Raw genomic sequence first — 17,494 nt, 5'->3', positions numbered from 1 at the left:
CCTTAGCCTAACCGTCCAGCGACTTCAGTGCTTGTTCAAGGTCGGACCAGAGGTCTTCCACGTTCTCGATGCCCACGCTCAAACGGACCAGGTTTTCCGGGACGCTGGTGGGCTCGGCCGCGTGCCGCCGTCGGCGTTCGATCAGCGACTCAACGCCGCCCAAAGATGTCGCTGGGAGCCAGAGCTGCAGCGCGCGGACCAGTTCGTCCGCGGCGTCAGCGCCGCTGCGGGACTCGTCACCGGCGATCTGGATGCAGAGGATGGAACCGAATCCCTTCATCTGCGCCTTCGCGCGCTCATGTCCCGGATCGGTCACGAGGCCCGGGTAGCGGATGGTCTCGACGCGGGGATGGCTGCGGAGCCGTTCGGCGAGGGTAGCGGCCGAGGCCTGGGAACGCTCGATCCGCAACGCGAGGGTGCGCAGTCCGCGCAGCGCCAGCCACGCTTCGAACGGTCCGGCGATGCCGCCGTGGATGATGCGGTGGTGCAGGAGCGTGGCGCGCAGTTCCGGATTGGAGGTCACCAGGGCGCCAAGTACGACGTCGGAATGGCCGGCAAGGTATTTGGTCACCGAGTGGAGCACGACGTCGGAACCCAGGCCCAGGGGCTGCTGCACCAAGGGTGTGGAGAAAGTATTGTCGGTGACCACGATTGCGCCCACCGCGTGGGCGGCGTCCGTGAGCGCGCGGACATCGGCGATGCCGAGCATGGGGTTGGTGGGGCTCTCAAGCCAGAGCAGGTCCGCGGCTTTGCCCTCTTCCGGGCTGATCAACGCCTTCACCGCGTCCGTGTCCGTAATGTCCACGATGCGGAGCTCCAGGAAGCCCTTCTCCGCGAGTTCCGTCGCCATGACCAACGATCCCGAGTAGCTGTGTGATGGCATGACAACAACGCCACCGGCCGGTACCAAGGAGAGGGCTGAGCTGACGGCGGCAAGCCCCGAGGCATAGAGCAGACCGGGCAGCGCTGCGCCTTCCAGTTTGCCCAGGGCGTCTTCGAACGGGTCCCAGGTGGGGTTGGCGTAGCGACCATAGCCGCGATCGCCGTCGCCAAGAGAACCAGTTCCAAAATATGTGGAGGAAAGGACGATCGGCGGATTCACCGGTTCATCGTGTTTGCGCTCGGGGCGGCCGGCAGCCACCACAACGGTTTCCGGGGACAAATCGGCGGCGCGCTGATCGGAAAGGCTCATGGTTTCAGCGTAGCCGCGGGTCAGCCTGTGGATGAAAGCCGTTACGGTTTGCCCGTGATCGGTAGGCTAGACAAGTGAGTATTCAGAGCGCCGGCCTTTTTATTGCTTTCGAGGGCGGAGATGGAGCGGGCAAGTCCACCCAGGCTGCCCTGCTCTGTGATGCCCTCGGCTCGCGGGGCCTGTCCGTGCTGCGTACGCGCGAGCCCGGCGGGACTCCCATCGGCGAAAAATTGCGCTCCCTGGTGCTGGATCATGGCCATGGCACCATCGATGCCCGTACAGAGGCCCTGATGTTCGCCGCGGCCCGGGCAGCGCACGCCAGCCAGGTGATCCGCCCGGCACTTGCGGCGGGGCAGGTTGTCATCACCGACCGCTACATTGACTCCTCAGTCGCGTACCAGGGAGCCGGCCGGGGGTTGGGTGCTGAGGGTGTCCTTTCCCTTAACGAATGGGCCACGGAAGGCTTGCATCCGGACCTGACTGTGCTTCTCGACGTCGAGCCCTCGGACGGGCGTCAACGCCGCATCGCCGGAGCGGCGGCTGAGGACCGCTTGGAATCCGAACCTGATGCCTTCCATTCCACCATCCGCCACGCCTTCCTCGACCTGGCGGCGGCCGCTCCCTCGAGTTACCTCGTACTGTCGGCCAGGTCCGGGATTGAGGCGTTGGCCGCGCAGATCCTGGAGCGCGTGGAATCACTGCTGGCTGAGCGCGGGCTGGGCGAGCGTATTTCGGGAAACCACCTGTGAGCGTTTGGGACGACCTCCAGGGCCAGGCGCCAGTGGTTGCCCAGCTCAAGCAGGCAGCGCAGGGCGACACCGGCCTCACCCATGCCTGGCTTTTCACCGGCCCTCCGGGATCGGGCCGTTCCAATGCTGCCAAGGCTTTCGCCGCTGCCTTGAACTGCGAGCAGGATGACGTTTCCTTACGTGGGTGCGGCGAGTGCGCCGCGTGCCACACCATCCTTGGCGAGACGCACTCGGATGTGACGTTCGTGCGGACCGAAAAGGTCACCATTACCATCGACGAAGCCCGGGACCTGGTGTCCAAGGCCGGTGACCGGCCTGCCACGGGACGCTGGCGGATCATCATCGTTGAAGACGCGGACCGCATGGCAGAGCGAACAACCAACGTCCTGTTGAAGGCGATCGAAGAACCGACACCCCGCACCATTTGGATGTTGTGCGCACCGTCGCCGGCAGATGTGCTGGTAACGATCCGTTCGCGCTGCCGTCCTGTCAGTCTCCGGCTCCCGCCTGCGTCCGATGTCGCAGCGCTGCTGGTCAGGCGTGACGGCGTGGAGCCCCAACTGGCCGATCGCGCCGCGCGGGCGGCTCAAAGCCACATCGGAATCGCCCGTCGGCTTGCCCGCGACGCCGATGCCCGGGAACGACGTTTGGAGACGGTCCGCATCCCGCTGGGCCTCCGCGGCGTTACTGCTGCGGTGATGATGGCCGAAAAGCTGGTCAAGATCGCCACGGACGAGGCCAACAGCTCCAACGACGAACGTGATGCGGCTGAAAAAATTGCATTGCTGGCCAGCCTTGGCGCACCTGAGTCAGGCACACTCCCGCCGTCCATGCGGAGCCAGGTGAGGCAGCTTGAAGACGACCAAAAACGCCGCGCGAAGCGCTCCATCACGGACTCGCTGGACCGCACGCTGACGGATCTGTTGTCCTTCTACCGGGATGTGTTGATCATCCAATTGGGGAACGCGGTGGAGTTGGTCAACGTTGAGCTCAAGAGCGAACTTGAAGAATACGCCGCCCGCTCAGCCCCGGAGACCACCCTCGCCCGCATGGACGCCATTAACAAGGCCCGTGTCCGCATTACCACCACCAACGTCGCGCCGCTGTTGGCGGTCGAGTCCATGGCGACGAGCCTCATCCAGCAATAGGAGAATGCATGAAGTCCGCACTTCGCCGGCCCGCCGGTGCCCTTTCAAGGGACCGGTCTGTCCAGCCTGCTGCGGATGGAGGTGCCCGGCGGCGGGGTTTTGCGGCCCTCTGTCTGGCCCTTGCCTCCCTGCTGGTGCTCAGTGCATGCTCGTTGCCCTTCCTGCCAACACCCACAGCGAAGCCGAGCACCAGCACTGTTGACCCGTCCATCGCGGCCTCGGCGCCTAAAGGTCTCGAAAAGTACTACTCACAGACGGTGAAATGGAGCTCGTGCGAGGACGGGTTCCAGTGCGGTGAGATAAAGGTTCCCCTGGACTACGGCAATCCGGACTCCGCCGAGATCACGCTGTCCGCCATCAAATTGCGGAGCACGGGCACCAAGCAGGGCTCCATCCTGGTCAATCCCGGAGGTCCGGGCGGCTCCGGCGTTGACTTCGTCAAGGACGCTGGAAACACGCACTTCACCGAAAAGCTGCTCGCCAACTTCGACATGGTGGGGTTCGACCCCCGCGGCGTGAAGCGGTCCGCTCCGGTCACCTGCATGTCGGATGCCGAACGGGATGCCGCGCGCGAAAAAGTATTCCGGAAGGAAACGGACCAGGGATTGGCGGCCGCACTGGCTTTCAATAAGTCTCTGGCTCAGAAGTGCGTCGAGAAGACCGGCCCCGTGCTGGAACACATTGATACCGTCAGTGCTGCCAAGGACTTGGACATCCTGCGCGCCGTGGTCAACGATGCCAAGCTCAATTACCTTGGCTACTCCTACGGTACTTTCCTGGGCTCAACCTACGCGGCCCTGTTCCCCGGCAACGTCGGCCATCTGGTCTTGGATGGTGCCGTGGATCCCTCCATCAGCAACGAGGAACTGACCGCTGGCCAGGCGAGGGCTTTTGAAAAGGCCCTCCGCACCTACGTGGACGACTGTCTTCGGCAAAAGGAATGCCCCCTCAGCGGCTCCGTTGATAACGGAATCCAGGAAATCAGGGATCTCATCAAGGCAGTGGACCAGAATCCCCAAACCGCCAAGGACGGGAGGCTGGTTACCGGGACCGAGTTTGTGAACGGGCTCTTCCTTCCCCTCTATGACGACCAAAGCTGGCCAGCATTGACCCAGGCCTTGGACAGTGCATTCTCCGGCGACGTGTCACAGATGCTGCGCATTGCCGATCTCGGCGCAGACCGCGAGGCCAATGGTACGTACAGTTCCAACTCCGCCTTCGCGTTCCAAGCCATCAACTGCCTCGACTACCCGATGGTCACGGACACGCCCGGAATGCGGGCGGAGGAAGCCCGGCTCAAGCAGGAATCCCCAACATTCGGCTCCTACTTCGCCTACGGTGGAGTCACCTGCAAGGACTGGCCCTACAAGAACACACGCACTCCTGCCCCTGTGGAATACAGCGGCTCCTCCCCTATCGTCGTGATCGGCACAACCGGAGACCCGGCCACGCCCCTCGAATGGGCACAGTCGCTGCGCAAGCAGCTTGAAAACGCAGCCCTGGTCACATGGGAAGGTGAGGGGCACACAGCCTACGGACGCTCGAACTCGTGCGTCAGCACCGCCGTCGACGATTACTTTGTTGACGGCAAGCTGCCGCAGGACGGGCTCCAGTGCTAGGGCTCCCCTGACCTAAGCGTGCTAAACGTGCCTGGCTTCGCGTTTCTCCAACAAGAGCGGGAGCTGCTTGATGGAATCCACGACGACGGTGGCGCCCGCTGCGCGCAGCGTCGCCTCAGAGTGCGAGCCAGTGAGGACGCCGGCAATGAGCGACGCGCCCGAACGGACGCCCGAGAGCATGTCTGAGCTGGTGTCGCCGATGACGGCCACCTCACGAACATCATCCAAGTCCAAGGCGAGCAACGCTGTCAGGATCATGTCCGGGTAGGGCCGTCCCCGTCCAGCATCCGCAGGGCACAAGCTGAGGTCCGCCAAGCCCATCCAGCCCAGTGATTCGAGCACCATGTTCTGCGTGTGGCGGCCGAAGCCCGTGGCAAGACAGACCTGCATTCCGCACTCCCGCATCCAGATGATGGCATCCTCCGCGCCGGGAATCGCGCGGATACCGCCGTCCTCAATCAACTCGTCGTAAGCCTTCTCGAAGACCTTGTTCGCGCTCTCTGCAACACCAGGGTCACCAAAAAGGTCCCCGAAGACGGCCATTTTGGAGAATCCCATGGTGTCACGTGCGTAGCCGAGCATGCTCTCAAAGCGGCTGCTGCCGGGTTCTACGCCATGCTCCACCAAGGCCCGGGACAAGGCACGCTCCGTGCGCCCATCGTCTGTGATGGTGGTCCCCACCATGTCCACCACGGCCAGCCGCAGCCGGGTGGGAGTGTTGTTGTTATCCCTGGTCATTGTGTCCCCGGTCATTTGCGCGGCTCCTTCGGCTGGTTTTGCGGGGCCGGATGTAACCCGCCACCGTTGATTTCCCAGCCTCCGGCGGCCGGGAAAAGGCCGATTGAACCCGGCCCGACGTGCAGGTGAACATCCCCGCAACGGCCGCCACCGCCCTCGTTTTGACCCGGGCGCGGTGCCTCTATTACAGTTATGTCTTGCGTGATCGCCCGGGAAACCGGTGATGAACGCGGTGCTTCCTTAGCTCAGTCGGTAGAGCGTTTCACTCGTAATGAAAAGGTCATCAGTTCGATTCTGATAGGAAGCTCAGCAGAGAACCCCCGGAAATCACGGATTTCCGGGGGTTCTCGTGTTTTCCTCCCGTTCCCTGGGAGTCAGATACCTCGCCTACCCCACAGTTTGCGGCAGCATATGCACCGGCACGAACCCCTTCCATTGCGTGGCGCGCTCATAGGCGTGGGCGATGGCCAGCACTGTGGCATCGGTGTGTTCCGGTCCCATGATGTGCAGGCCCACGGGCTGCCCGCTTGCGAAGCCACAGGGAACACTCACCCCGGGCATTCCGGTCAGGTTCGCAGCTGAAAGCATGCGAAGGGCAGCCGAAAGGGAATCCTCTCCGGGGGAACCGGTGAGTTCAGAGGACATAGTGCGGGCGAACGGGGCAATCGCCGGCAGCGTAGGCGACACGAGTCCGTGCACTCCAGCTTGTGCCATGGCGCGCGGCAAGAACCACCGGAGGTGCTCCCTTACCTGCCACGCCAGTTGAAGGTCCTCCTCCGAAGCCAGCGCACCCGTCTCGATCATGATGCGGGTTGCCGGCAAATATCGTTCGGCAGCGCTTCCCAGCCGGGCGCGGTGATGGTGGGAAGCTTCGGACAGTGAGATTGCCACGCTAGCGTGCAGGGCAAGGTCAAGTTCGGGTAGCGGAAGTTCCACGATCTCGAACTTAAGGTCCGTGAGTACGCGCAAAGCTCCTTCCACAGCTTCCCTGACATCCGCGGTAACTCCCCATTCCGACCACATTCTGCGATCGACCCCAAGCCTGACCGGAACAGGGGCGTCACGCATTTGGGCTGACACGGGCCCCCCAAGCAGTGCCATCCCCTGTGGATCCACCATGCCGTCCAGAAGTGCCGCGCAGTCTTCGACGCTCCGGGCAATGGGTCCCACGTGGTCCATGGTGTGGCTTACGTGAAGGACGCCGGAGGAAGAAGCGACGCCGTAGCTTGGCTTGAGCCCCACCAGCCCGTTGATGGCGGCCGGGTTCCGGACGGAGCCACCGGTATCAGTGCCCAGCGCCCCGGGAATTGATCCCACAGCGACGGCAACACCCGATCCAACGGATGAGCCTCCTGCGTACCTGTCAGGATCCCACGGGTTTCGCGACGGCGGAGTTCCCTGTCCGAAGGCGAACTCGTGTGTTTGAAGCTTTCCGAGAATAACGGCACCGCTTTCACGGAGTCGGCGTACCACTCCGGCGTCGTCCAGCGCGATATTCCCACGGAGGCTTTCGGAGCCGGCTTCCGTCGGCATCCCCTGGACGTCTATGACATCCTTCACTCCGATGGGGATCCCGTGAAGGCTGCCTGCGAATTGGCCCCCGACGGCCAGGTCATCGGCGATGCGGGCCGCTTCACGTGCGCCGCGTTCGTCGATATGCGCCCACGCCTGGGCATACTCCTCTGTGGCCCGGGCACGATCCAGAACAGAGTCGAGCAGTTCAACAGCGGACAGGTGGCGGCGCCGGATGAGTACGGCTGCTTCCGCGATGCCCAGTTCCCACGCTTCCGTCAAGGATTCACCTCCCGTTTTGCGTCGGTCTCCTTTTCCAGAAGGATTTGCTGTTCAAAGGCAGCCTTCAGGGAATACATCCCAGTCCGGAAGTCGCGGTAGGCACTCTCCAGCGCGGGAAGGTCCTGCTGGGCAATCGAAGCTCCAACCAGCTCACGGACGATTGCCAGTTGGTGACTGCTCAACGGCAGCGCCTTGTTGGATGGTTGACTCATCGGTGCGCCTCCGGGGTGAGCCGTCCATCGCGAACCACGCAGACGCCGTCTGCCAGAACAAAACGCACATCCCTGAAATCCTCGGCGTTGGCGACCACTAGATCCCCGACTCGCCCAGCCTCGAGCCGCCCGCTTCCGGGTGCGATGCCCGGAACCAGATCAGCTACGGCAGAGGTTGCCATCGCCACGGCACCTGCCAAGGATCGGTGTCCGTGCGCCGCGATGTCCTGGACGGCAGAGATTAGCTCGTCATGATCCCCGTCGTGTCCATAGTCGGTCCCGAGGACTGATATCAGTCCGGGTTCCTGAAGCAGCAAGTCCCAGTGCTCGCGCGTCGTCACCGTTCGCTGGCGGTGCAGCAGATCAAACACTGAAGCCTCGGCCGGCCAACCCATTCTTCTGCCCAGGACAGCCAGTTCGTAGGCCTCTGCCGGCGTGTGGGAAGGGTGGTTAGCGTGCGCCGCAATGATCGTGGCTCCCGTTCCATCAAGCTCGGGCATCAGTTCCCTTAAGACGCTGGAGGTCGCGGATGCGCTGTGCACGATGGCTGGCACGCCAAACTTCGACGCTGCACGGACGCCCTCCCTGATTCCTTCGATGGCCGGGACAAACGACGGCATCACGGTGTCCCTGACGAGCTTCGCCAACTGGGTAGCCGTGAAGGCGTCGGCCAGGCCAGCGTCCTGGGCCGCCTCCGCAAGGGCTGCCGGATCGAATGCGCGGACGTCGATGAACCTGCCCAGGACTGCTTCCTTGATGCGGCGGGCTTGATCAATAGTGACTCGAATGCCGGAGGTTTTTTGGATGGCCGCAGGGATGTATACGAGGTCCTGCCCTCCGCCGCCCAGGGTTTGTCCACCGCCCAACTCACCGATGGCGACAGCGCCGTCGTCGAGCATCGCCTCAACGGTGAGTTCGCCCGCCTCGACTGTAAGACCCCGGCCGTCCGCCAGAGCTGCGGCCCGCAAGCAATGGGGTAGATGCGTCGTTGCACCACGGACGTGCACGGCGTGCCTTTTGTCTGCTTCGCGGACATCGTCCATGGAGGCGAAACCACAGAGGCTGAGGACTGTGGTGGTTCCCGCCAGAAGGTGCCTGTCCAGGTTCGCCATCCATCGCTCGGCGGGCAGCGCCGGTGCCGCACTCGGGAACAGCGGGCCCGGGGTCACTCCGTGGGTGTGGATATTGATCAGTCCTGGCATGACGACGCAGCCGGACGCCTCAATCACTTCGCCGTCAAACGGCTGACCTGCATCCCATCGGTGGAGCACATCCGCAATGCGGCCATCGCGGATGACTACCGCGCCGCCGTCGATGGCTGTATCGCCCGACGCCGTAATGACGGTGCCTCCGCGGATGAGCGTAGACATTCAGGCCCCTCTCGGCTAGTTTCATCATATCGAAGTTTGCTTCACTATAGCCGTAACGCTGCGGCGCAGGAACCCCCGAAATGGAGAAGCCAATGGCACAACCACCCACGCAGCGGGATTTCGTCGGATATGGCGAAACGCCGCCAGAGTTCCGCTGGCCGGGCAATGCCAGGGTGGCGGTTTCCTTGGTGATCAATGTGGAAGAGGGCGCTGAGCGCAGCATCGCCCGCGGCGACAAGGCCGACGACCTGGCGGCACACTGGATTCCCGCCCAGCCAGCAGCAGTACGGAACGTCACCCTGGAATCGGCGTTCGAATACGGCTCCAGGGCCGGCATCTGGCGCTTGCTGAGGATCCTGCGCAAGCACGGCGTCCAGGCCACCGCATTCTGCTGTGCCGTAGCGCTGCAGCTCAACCCTCCAATTGCTGCCGCGTTGGTCCGCGACGGACATGAGATCGCAGATCACGGGCACCAGTGGGACACCCACACGGAACTCGACGACGACGCGGAGCAGCGCCTGATTGTCGCATCCAGGGATGCGATCAAGGAGAGCACAGGCCACGTCCCCACGAGTTGGTACTCGCGCGATGGACTCAAGCCGGGGACCCGCCAGGTGCTCGCCACCAACGGGTTCTCCTACGAATCGAACAGTTTCAATGACGACCTGCCTCATTGGGGCAGTGGCCAGGGAAACCCGCGCCTTCCCGTCCTGCCGTACGCAGGCGATACCAACGATTCCGGGCTGTTCAAGCAATTCCCAACCGCCACAGCGTTCGGCAACCACCTCACCGCCGCCTTGGACATGCTGCTCGAAGATCCCCGCGGCGGCCCCTCCGTGATGAGCGTCGGACTACACCCCCGGCTTATTGGACGGCCAGCGTACGCAGTGGCGCTCGAGCGGTTCATAGCCCACGCGCGCCACAAAGATGTCTGGTTCGCAACGCGCGAGGACATCGTCAATGCCTGGCTGCACATTACGACGGCGGAGCAGACTACGGCGGGTGGGTCTCCGGCGTCGTAGGGCCACCCGCTTCTACTCCAAGGCCAGCAGCGCTCCCCATCCCGGGATCGGCCGAGCGACCCCGGCAATGCGGAGCAGGTGCCAAATAGTCGCGATGGCACTGTCCACTACGGGAATGCCGAATTCCTGCTCAAGGCCGGCCACGAAATAGCCCGAGCGAAGGTTGGTTCCGATACACACCACGGCATCTATGTCCGCAGTGAAGGCGGGCCTCATCAGCCCCTCGACGCCGGACTGGTCCAGCCGGGCTATTTCCGGGTTGGTCATTACAACCTCCGGAACCGAGATATCTGTGACGTCAATGCCGTGGGCGGCGTACTCCCCCTGAATCAGGGATGCAATAGTGCCGGGCCCCGGAAAAACGAGCCCGACGCGCGTCGCCTTCAAGGCTGAGAGGGCCTCGACGACGGCCACGGATGCAGTGGTTGCGGGCGCACCGCACACCGACTCAAGCCCGGCACAAAGTCCCTGATCGCCTGCGATGCCCGTCCAGGAACCGGATGTGCCGTGGAAGGCGATGGCTTGCAGCTCGGCGTCATTCAACAGTGAAGGAGCCTCTCCGAGGACGCCCAGGTCAACTGGATCATCAAGCCTTGGAGGCAGACGGAAGCGACTGTAGTGCACCCCAAGGTCGCGCTGTTCCGCAAGGATCGATGCTGTGAGGGTTTCCGCATTCGAATTGCTCGACGGGACCAGGATGCCAAGCCTGGTCTCCGGGCCGGGAGCGCCCACGGTTAGTGCGCTTTGCCGAGAGAGGGCGGCGTGGAGATGGCGAGCATGACTGCGGCGGAATTCGTTTGGTTGCTCCACCAGTGCGGCAAGGAAGCGTCGTACGTTAGGCTGTCGCCGGCTTCCAGCACGAAATCCTGGCCACCGACGGTCGCTACCAGGGTGCCGGCCTGCAGGATGACACATTCCTCGCCCTCGTGGGAGTGCGGAACGTGCGCGCCCTCGAAGTTGGCTGGAATGGTCATGCTGATGACGCCCAGCTTGCGCTCCGAATCCGGAACGATCAGTTCCATGATGATGCCTTGGGAAGGAATTTCGATGCGTCGCCGGTCGGCCCGGCGTACCAGCATGTGGTCCTGGCCCTCATTGGGGTCCATGAACATGCTTGCCAGCGGAAGGTCCAGTGAATTGGCCAAGCGAAGCAGCGTTGCGAACGAAGGGTTGCCGATTCCGCGCTCGATCTGGCTGATGAGTCCCGCGCTGACGCCGGCGCGTTCGGCAAGTTCCTCCACGGTGAAGCGGCCGAGGCGCTGCTGCTTGATCATGGCCCCGAGATGTGCAATCCAGAAGTCGCGTTCCAGGGACTCGGCTACTTCGCCCTGTGCTGTGTCCGTACCGTCCACGACGACTCCTTCATTAGTCCTCGGTTTTGCGTCAGTATATCGAAGATGATTTCGGTTGGTTGCCTTTTTGAAGACACCGGATTCGACGACGGATGCCCCCTTGGCCAGGTTGCTCACGCCGCCCGCAACCCGGCGTAACCGGTCAACATGGAGGCAACCTCTTTCTCCCAATACACGGCGCATCGGTCAGCTCCACGGCGGAAAACAGTGGCCGCTTCAGCCATGGCGGGCGCTGGCAACCCGATGCTGCAACCGGCACCTGCGACAATATCCACCACACGTTGGATGGCCTCCTGCAACGCTTCCGGACGCTCTTCTCCATGTCGACGGAGGTCTGCGGCGAGGTCCGTCGGGCCCACCCAGCCTCCGCCAAATGCTTCACTGTCAACGAACTCCTTGACGCGCTCCACAGCTTCCGCCGTCTCGAACAACACGGTCAGCAACGGAGAGAAGGAATAGTCCATGCCAAAGGACGAAGCGGGGTTCACTTGGTGAGGGCGCGATCCCAGGGGGGCGTACCTCGTGGCCTCGTAGGCCCGTTCGAGTTGGTCCACCGTGCGCACCTGCGGAAGGACGATCTCGCCAACCCCAGTGTTCGCGAAAGCCACCAGTGTGTTCGGTTCCAGGTCCGGAACCCGCACTGCCACGCGCACCGCGGTGCCAGCCAGGCGCTGCACTACATCGCCGCACTGGCGGATGGAAATCCCTGTCTGCTCAGCGTCCAGAACTAGGAAGTCCACCTCGGCGTGGGCGAGGAGGGCCAGCAGGGTAGGAGTGGGGTCGGCGGTAATGATGCCAACGCTGCGTTTCAGGATCGGAGACTGTTCCTGGGTCACGTGTGGGTCCTCCTGAAGGTGATAATGACGAATGGATCTGGCCTTGAGCGCCCGTTGGAGACTTCACTCATCCGGGACGAATTGCCAGTCAGCAGGCTTGCTCACACCAACTACGAGATCCACATTTTCCGAGCCGTCGTTGGTGAGTCCGTGGGTAGTGCCGCGGGGGATGTAAATGCCATCCCCCGGTTTTGCCCGGTACGTAAGGTCGCCAAGATGGACAATCGGGGTCCCGCTGATGACAACATAGAACTCTGACGCGTCCGGGTGATGGTGGCACAGGTGGTGCTGACCGGGAAGGATCCGGCCCCAGCTGACGCACAAATCATCTGAACCGCTGAGGTCCCGGGAGATGAGCGTGCTGACCAGGCCTTGGTCGCGCTGCCCGTTCAGTCCTACCTTGTCCAGTGCAGTAAAGCCTTGCTCGTGTACGTTGTGCACGAGCCGATCGATGGTTACCGTGGCTGTTTCGCCGTCTCTTGTTCCCATCAGGCCGCCCCTTCGAAAGCAGCGCCGACCGGCGTGGCATTGGCCTCAACAGGCGGGTGCTCCATCCACCACCGTGCGATTTCCTCGCGCGTGGCGAACCAGACGCCCTCTTTGGCGAGCGCGTACTCCAGAAAACGGCGCACGCCGTAGGCAACGCTGGGCCGGCCGCCGATCCTCAAATGCAGCCCGACAGACATCATCTTGGGAACCGTTTCGCCCTCAATCAGCAGGCAGTCCAGTGAGTCCTTCAACACGTTGAAGAAGTCCTCCGCAGTGCCGAGGCTACCGTTGCCCCAAAAGCGGGCATCGTTCGTGTCACCCGAATATGGCACCACCAGGTGATTGTGCGTGCCGGCCTTCACATAGTAGGGAAGATCGTCTGCATAGGAATTGGAATCGTAAAGAACGCCTTCCTCGGCCAGGATGGTTCGCGTGTTCTCGGTGATGCCCTCGCGGACATACCAGCCCACCGGCCGCACTCCGGACACGGCCTCGACGGCGGCCAACGACTTCCGGATTTCCTGCCGTTCTTCCTCGGGTTCCATACCCACGGTTCCGCGCCACTTGTAGCCGTGTGCGCAGATCTCATGACCGTCCCGGACAATAGCAACGGCCGCATCCGGATTCCGTTCAAGGGCAGCCCCGCAAGCCATGACGGTTGCTGGAACGTTGTACTCCCGCAACAGGCCCAGGTACCGCCAGATGCCAACGCGGCTGCCGTATTCGAAGAAGGACTCCTTCATGAGGCTGCGCCGCGTGGGATCAGCGGACCACCCGCCAAAGATCGAAACATCCTCGTCCCGCTCATCGCCGGCTTCGATCGAACTTTCAGCGCCTTCCTCGTAGTTCAGCACCAAGGAGACGGCAACCTTGGCGCCGTGGGGCCAGGTGACAATCGGGGGATTCTCCCCATATCCAATCAGGTCCCGCATTGACTCGCTCCTTGCTGTTCATGGTGACGGGAGTTCATTCAGACCCGCCGCCCTTCGTAAACCTTGCGGTGGGCAGCCAGTGATGTCTTGAGCATGCCCTGGACGTCGTCAATGACGTTTCCGTGGGCAGGCCCTATCAACCTGGCTGGGTAGTTTTCCAAGGATTCCTCGATGCTTCGGAACGCACTGCCGACATCAACGAATTTGGTCCAGTAGAGGGCACGGCCCGTGCCATACGCCGCCTGTTCCACGGACGGCGGTTCCGGCATCTCAGAGGAGAGCAAACGGCACTGCCCGGGCAGATGCACGGGTTCGTCGTCCTCATCCGGTCCCGGTATGTCGTGGATGTAGGAAAAGCCATCGGAAACGAACATGATCCCCGCACCGGAGTCGTAGCCCCAGAGAGTGTTTTCCAGGTCACGAATGTAAGCCGGAAGGAAATGGAACTCCCTGTCCCCCAGGTCAACCGACTCCCCAGCACGCTTGGCTTGCAGACGATCGGCATACTCGGGGAAATGAAGCCCATAGTCACGAACGTCGCCCACAACGACGGCCGACGGATAACGCTCCAGCAGAACCGGAAGATTGCCAGCATGCGGGATTTCCGGATGCGTTGGAAACACGTAATCAAGCGATCGGCTTCCAAGCGCATTCTCCAGTTCCGCCAGCACCGTATCCCTGTGCGCGGGATCTCCCGTGTCCACCAGGATCGAGGCTTCGGAGCCCACCACCAGGTATGACGAGACGTGGTAGTGGACTTCCTGTCCCTCGGCGTTGGCGGACAGGCAACCGCCCAGCCAATGCACACCTTCTGCGATGACGCGACCGTTGGCGGGCTCACCGCCTGAAACCTCGGCACTCACTGGATACCCACCTTCCTGATGGCCTCGGCCAGGGCGGCGGCCTCGGCAGCAGATTCGCCCACGCCAACGATTGGCTCGCCGTACCCGGGTCCGATTGCCTCAACCTCCCGCCGGAGGACTGTTTCTTCAACATCCCTTGCGATGCCGCGCGTATCAGCCCGGCCAAACCACTGGAATTTTTGCAGTCCCGCCGCGGCAGTGGAGCTGCCTGGGTAGCGATGGGTGAATGCGTCCGAGGTCAGGAGCACCTTGGAGACTGGATCGAAGATCCACAGTGTTGGCAGCAGCCGCATCAACGGCGATACGAACTCCAAGGTCAGGCCGTCCATAACCTCCACTTCACGCGACGTTCCAGGATTGACCATGATGCGCTGCGGTGAGGCAGCCATCCTCGGCACCGTAATTCCGCCGGTGTACCAGACCGATTCGACGTTGAACCGTGCTTCGATGGCCGGAAGGTTCAGGCAACACTCCATTTCCGTTCGTGTCAGCACCACAACGAGCGGTTCCCCCTGTTCCAGGAGTGAGTCCAACTGCCGGATGATGTCGGCCTCATGAAGCCGGATACCCGTATCCACCAGCACCGAGCCGTTGTCTCCCTTAATGAGGTAGCAATTGACAGGCTGGGTGGTCCGGGTGCCGGGAGGGCACCAACTGACGTTTTCATCCAGGACGATATTTGCTCCCAAACGATGAACACGGTCTCCAATGAGGCTGTGGGCGCCGGTGACCGCCGCCCGTTGGGCTGTGCGTGGATTCAACGGCTTCTCCTCTCTGTGGTTCTCGTCAGTCGAATCAGGAGCCGGCGCTGGCGCTGGCCGAATCCCACACCTCAATGGCCTGGTCCAGCGTGCAGACATCGTGGCGGGCCCTCATGACAGTCAGCGCAGCGTCGTGGACCACGGTGTCGTAGGCGCCCACGGCGTCCTCGATCAGGACTGCGTAGAAGTCGTTATGAACCGCGTCCCGCAGCGTTGCCTCGACGCAACCGCCCGTAGAGACGCCTACCAAAGCGACTGATTCGATGCCCTGGCTCCGTAGCAGGAGCGCCAATTCCGTGCCTACGAATGCGCTGGGGCGGCGCTTTGTGATGATGACTTCGCCGTCTTCGGGCATGCACGCGGCGCAAAATTCCGTGGCCGGATCACCCCTGAGGCTGAGCCTGCCAAGATCGATCGGCCGCCCGTTGGCAGCCGTGTACAAAGCCCGCAGCCAAGCGGCAGGCGAGCTGGCGCCGTCGGGAAGGTTTTCGACCCGAATGTGGAAGATCGGCACGCCGTTCTTCCGCGCAGACTCAATCGCCCTGCCGCAGCGCTTGGCGACGGCGGGCATCATGCTTAGGTCGTGGCCGGAATCGCCGATGGCGCCGCCGGCGTACACCGCTCCTTCCTGCATGTCGATAACGACAAGGGCCGTGGTGGCTGGGTCCAGTAACTCCTGCAGGGTGTCGCGGACCTGCTTTCCGCAGATTTCAATCATCGGAAGTCTTCCTTCTGTGAAGTGATGCCGGCCGGGTTTCGAGGGCGACCGGCCGGCATCACGCGTGGTTACTGGCGGCCTAGCGGCCGAGGGAATTGAAGTGGATCTGGCCATTGGTCAGTGGAACCGCACCCGAGAGGCCGTCCCTGGTGACCAGCACTCCCCTGGTTTCAACGAGCGACAGAATGGCTGCGCCCTCGTCCACCAGCCCGGCCATCTTCTTGAGAAGGGCATTGCGCTTGTCCGTTTCCTGGTCCGGTGTGGCCGCGAGTTCGCTGCGTGCCTTATCGAATTCGGGGTTGGACCACCCGGTACTGTTGCTGGGAGCGCCCGTGCCGTAGAACGCGTAGCTGTAGAAGGCGGGATCGGCAATGACGATCGGCTCCGAGTACAGCACCGCCTGGTAGCGGCCGTCGATCAGCGCGGTGGAGAAGTCGGTGGAGCTGGCCACATTCTGCAGCTGGACGTCGATGCCGACTTCCTTGAGCATGGACTGGATCAGGACCGCCGACTTGGCGGCTACGGGCCCCGGACGCGTAACGCTGTAGCTAAGGGTCATCGGGAAACCACTGCCATATCCGGCCTCGTTGAGCAGCTTCTTGGCCTCGTCCTTGTTGAACTTGTAGATCGCAGAGTCATCGACATTGGGGAAGATCGAACCTGCGGGTTCACCGAAGCCAGCGTACGCACCCTTGATCAGCGCCTCGCGGTCGATGGCCATGGAGACTGCGTGCCGAACCTTGGGATCGGCAAGTGGACCGGTCTTCGTGTTGATCATCATGGTGTCGCGGGTCTGGCTCGGGCAGTTCAGGACAGTCACGCCAGGAGACTTCTCCAGTGACTTGTACTGGTCGTATTCAAAGCCATTGGCCACCTGGACTTCGCCGGTTTCCACCAGCTGGCTGCGGGTAGCGGTGCTCTGGACAGCCTTGACGGACACGCGCTTAACCGTGCCGCGAGTGCCCTCCCACTGAGGATCCGCCGTCACCGTCAGGGAAGCGCCGGGAGTAAACTCTTCCAGCTTCCAGCCGCTGTAGTCGGCGAGGTTCTTGGAAAGCCAGGCGTTGGCGGTGGGGTCATCCGCCGTGGCATGCTTCTTTGCCTCGGTGCTGTCGTGGATGTAGAAGAGGTTGTTTTGCAATGATTCTTCTGTGTAGGAGGTAATTCCGGTGGTGTTCAGTTGCAAAGTGTGCTCGTCTATCACCTTGACCAGGTTGTCAACGTTGAAGCCGCTGCTCTTCAGCGTCCCCTTCATAACCGGCTGACGCTTCATGCCGATATCGAAGCTCCATCGGACGTCCTCGGCCGACAATGTGTTGCCAAACTGACTGGTGAGCTTGCGAAGAGTGACAATCACGCCCGTTCCGTCCGGGCTTGGTTTGGCGCTTTCGGCCAAGCGGCCGGACACCTCTGTGGACGGCGCTGGGCACGACTTGCCGTCATTTGTTCCAACTTTGTATTCGAGGAGTTGCGAGCCGAGCCCACTGAGCACTACGTGCGAGGCGCTGCCTCCCCAAGGCGCCGGCGTCAGGCTGTCAGGCAGTGCGCCCACAGCAACAACAACGCTTTCGATGGATTTGGTAGCTGTAGATTGTGGGGCTGGACCCCCGCAGGCAACAAGGGTTGTGGTGAGGGCTATTGCAGCGCCTCCGGTGAGCAAACGCAGACTTTTCATGAAGGTGGCTCCGTTTATTGGGGG

The 17,494-nt window shown here is 62.5% G+C and carries 18 protein-coding genes and 1 tRNA gene; 5 read left to right on the top strand and 14 right to left on the bottom strand.

Going from position 1 to position 17,494, the window contains the following annotated elements; all coding sequences use genetic code 11:
* Positions 1-7: 7 nt before the first annotated feature.
* Positions 8-1,192: an aminotransferase class I/II-fold pyridoxal phosphate-dependent enzyme gene (locus LDN75_RS04145; protein ID WP_223935915.1), complete on the bottom strand. Its 1,185-nt coding sequence runs from the start codon at positions 1,190-1,192 to the stop codon at positions 8-10.
* 74 nt (positions 1,193-1,266) lie between these two features.
* On the opposite strand from LDN75_RS04145, the gene tmk reads away from it, so the two are divergent.
* Genes tmk through LDN75_RS04130 form a run of 3 tightly spaced genes read left to right on the top strand, consistent with a single transcriptional unit; the run spans position 1,267 to position 4,708 of the window.
* Positions 1,267-1,941: a dTMP kinase gene (gene tmk / locus LDN75_RS04140; RefSeq protein ID WP_223935914.1), complete on the top strand. Its 675-nt coding sequence runs from the start codon at positions 1,267-1,269 to the stop codon at positions 1,939-1,941.
* Complete coding sequence (locus LDN75_RS04135) at positions 1,938-3,089, top strand: DNA polymerase III subunit delta' (protein WP_223935913.1); 1,152 nt, start codon at positions 1,938-1,940, stop codon at positions 3,087-3,089. The genes tmk and LDN75_RS04135 overlap by 4 nt, the downstream gene beginning before the upstream one ends.
* 8 nt (positions 3,090-3,097) lie before the next feature.
* Complete coding sequence (locus LDN75_RS04130) at positions 3,098-4,708, top strand: alpha/beta hydrolase (protein WP_223935912.1); 1,611 nt, start codon at positions 3,098-3,100, stop codon at positions 4,706-4,708.
* Between the two features lie 21 nt (positions 4,709-4,729).
* Here the strand turns inward: LDN75_RS04130 and LDN75_RS04125 are convergent, their stop codons facing one another.
* Positions 4,730-5,461: an HAD family hydrolase gene (locus LDN75_RS04125; RefSeq protein ID WP_223935911.1), complete on the bottom strand. Its 732-nt coding sequence runs from the start codon at positions 5,459-5,461 to the stop codon at positions 4,730-4,732.
* Between the two features lie 219 nt (positions 5,462-5,680).
* On the opposite strand from LDN75_RS04125, the gene LDN75_RS04120 reads away from it, so the two are divergent.
* Positions 5,681-5,753 (top strand) — tRNA-Thr (locus LDN75_RS04120).
* A gap of 80 nt (positions 5,754-5,833) precedes the next feature.
* Here the strand turns inward: LDN75_RS04120 and LDN75_RS04115 are convergent.
* From LDN75_RS04115 to LDN75_RS04105, 3 genes are read right to left on the bottom strand one after another with little or no spacing between them, the layout of a single operon-like run.
* A complete protein-coding gene (locus tag LDN75_RS04115; protein ID WP_223935910.1) occupies positions 5,834-7,240 on the bottom strand; it encodes an amidase in 1,407 nt (468 codons plus the stop codon).
* Complete coding sequence (locus tag LDN75_RS04110) at positions 7,237-7,452, bottom strand: hypothetical protein (RefSeq protein ID WP_223935909.1); 216 nt, start codon at positions 7,450-7,452, stop codon at positions 7,237-7,239. Before LDN75_RS04110 ends, LDN75_RS04115 begins: the two co-directional genes overlap by 4 nt.
* On the bottom strand, positions 7,449-8,822 hold the full coding sequence (locus LDN75_RS04105; RefSeq protein WP_223935908.1) for an amidohydrolase family protein: 1,374 nt from the start codon (positions 8,820-8,822) through the stop codon (positions 7,449-7,451). Before LDN75_RS04105 ends, LDN75_RS04110 begins: the two co-directional genes overlap by 4 nt.
* A 92-nt stretch (positions 8,823-8,914) precedes the next feature.
* Here LDN75_RS04105 and LDN75_RS04100 point away from each other — a divergent pair, with 92 nt between their 5' ends.
* Positions 8,915-9,844 carry a polysaccharide deacetylase family protein gene (locus tag LDN75_RS04100; protein ID WP_223935907.1) on the top strand — a complete coding sequence of 310 codons (930 nt, stop codon included), beginning with the start codon at positions 8,915-8,917 and terminating at the stop codon, positions 9,842-9,844.
* A gap of 12 nt (positions 9,845-9,856) precedes the next feature.
* Here LDN75_RS04100 and LDN75_RS04095 read toward each other — a convergent pair whose 3' ends face one another.
* From LDN75_RS04095 to LDN75_RS04055, 9 genes are all read right to left on the bottom strand, one after another.
* On the bottom strand, positions 9,857-10,576 hold the full coding sequence (locus LDN75_RS04095; RefSeq protein WP_223935906.1) for a hypothetical protein: 720 nt from the start codon (positions 10,574-10,576) through the stop codon (positions 9,857-9,859).
* A gap of 2 nt (positions 10,577-10,578) precedes the next feature.
* On the bottom strand, positions 10,579-11,196 hold the full coding sequence (locus LDN75_RS04090; RefSeq protein ID WP_223935905.1) for a cupin domain-containing protein: 618 nt from the start codon (positions 11,194-11,196) through the stop codon (positions 10,579-10,581).
* Between the two features lie 113 nt (positions 11,197-11,309).
* Positions 11,310-12,032 (bottom strand): aldolase/citrate lyase family protein, encoded by a 723-nt coding sequence (locus LDN75_RS04085; protein WP_223935904.1) that lies wholly within the window; start codon positions 12,030-12,032, stop codon positions 11,310-11,312.
* Between the two features lie 63 nt (positions 12,033-12,095).
* Entirely contained in the window at positions 12,096-12,521 is a 426-nt protein-coding gene (locus tag LDN75_RS04080) for a cupin domain-containing protein (protein ID WP_223935903.1), read from the bottom strand.
* The gene (locus LDN75_RS04075; RefSeq protein ID WP_223935902.1) at positions 12,521-13,453 is read right to left on the bottom strand and encodes a polysaccharide deacetylase family protein; all 933 of its coding nucleotides are present in this window, start codon (positions 13,451-13,453) and stop codon (positions 12,521-12,523) included. Before LDN75_RS04075 ends, LDN75_RS04080 begins: the two co-directional genes overlap by 1 nt.
* Before the next feature lie 38 nt (positions 13,454-13,491).
* Positions 13,492-14,316 carry an MBL fold metallo-hydrolase gene (locus LDN75_RS04070; protein ID WP_223935901.1) on the bottom strand — a complete coding sequence of 275 codons (825 nt, stop codon included), beginning with the start codon at positions 14,314-14,316 and terminating at the stop codon, positions 13,492-13,494.
* Positions 14,313-15,077: an MBL fold metallo-hydrolase gene (locus LDN75_RS04065; protein ID WP_223935900.1), complete on the bottom strand. Its 765-nt coding sequence runs from the start codon at positions 15,075-15,077 to the stop codon at positions 14,313-14,315. The genes LDN75_RS04070 and LDN75_RS04065 overlap by 4 nt, the downstream gene beginning before the upstream one ends.
* A 34-nt stretch (positions 15,078-15,111) precedes the next feature.
* The gene (locus LDN75_RS04060; RefSeq protein ID WP_223935899.1) at positions 15,112-15,795 is read right to left on the bottom strand and encodes an isochorismatase family cysteine hydrolase; all 684 of its coding nucleotides are present in this window, start codon (positions 15,793-15,795) and stop codon (positions 15,112-15,114) included.
* A 79-nt stretch (positions 15,796-15,874) separates the two neighbouring features.
* Positions 15,875-17,470 carry an ABC transporter substrate-binding protein gene (locus LDN75_RS04055; RefSeq protein WP_223935898.1) on the bottom strand — a complete coding sequence of 532 codons (1,596 nt, stop codon included), beginning with the start codon at positions 17,468-17,470 and terminating at the stop codon, positions 15,875-15,877.
* Positions 17,471-17,494 lie beyond the last annotated feature (24 nt).

The sequence above is a fragment of the Arthrobacter sp. StoSoilB5 genome (assembly GCF_019977235.1).
Classification (GTDB): domain Bacteria; phylum Actinomycetota; class Actinomycetes; order Actinomycetales; family Micrococcaceae; genus Arthrobacter.
This window is presented reverse-complemented; position numbering and strand designations above follow the sequence as displayed.

Coding starts and splice junctions, on each gene's coding strand:
- LDN75_RS04125 (WP_223935911.1), bottom strand. CDS start 5,461: ATGACCGGGGACACAATGACCAGGGATAACAACAACACTCCCACCCGG.
- LDN75_RS04130 (WP_223935912.1), top strand. CDS start 3,098: ATGAAGTCCGCACTTCGCCGGCCCGCCGGTGCCCTTTCAAGGGACCGG.
- LDN75_RS04080 (WP_223935903.1), bottom strand. CDS start 12,521: ATGGGAACAAGAGACGGCGAAACAGCCACGGTAACCATCGATCGGCTC.
- LDN75_RS04145 (WP_223935915.1), bottom strand. CDS start 1,192: ATGAGCCTTTCCGATCAGCGCGCCGCCGATTTGTCCCCGGAAACCGTT.
- LDN75_RS04055 (WP_223935898.1), bottom strand. CDS start 17,470: ATGAAAAGTCTGCGTTTGCTCACCGGAGGCGCTGCAATAGCCCTCACC.
- LDN75_RS04110 (WP_223935909.1), bottom strand. CDS start 7,452: ATGAGTCAACCATCCAACAAGGCGCTGCCGTTGAGCAGTCACCAACTG.
- LDN75_RS04060 (WP_223935899.1), bottom strand. CDS start 15,795: ATGATTGAAATCTGCGGAAAGCAGGTCCGCGACACCCTGCAGGAGTTA.
- LDN75_RS04105 (WP_223935908.1), bottom strand. CDS start 8,822: ATGTCTACGCTCATCCGCGGAGGCACCGTCATTACGGCGTCGGGCGAT.
- LDN75_RS04075 (WP_223935902.1), bottom strand. CDS start 13,453: ATGCGGGACCTGATTGGATATGGGGAGAATCCCCCGATTGTCACCTGG.
- LDN75_RS04100 (WP_223935907.1), top strand. CDS start 8,915: ATGGCACAACCACCCACGCAGCGGGATTTCGTCGGATATGGCGAAACG.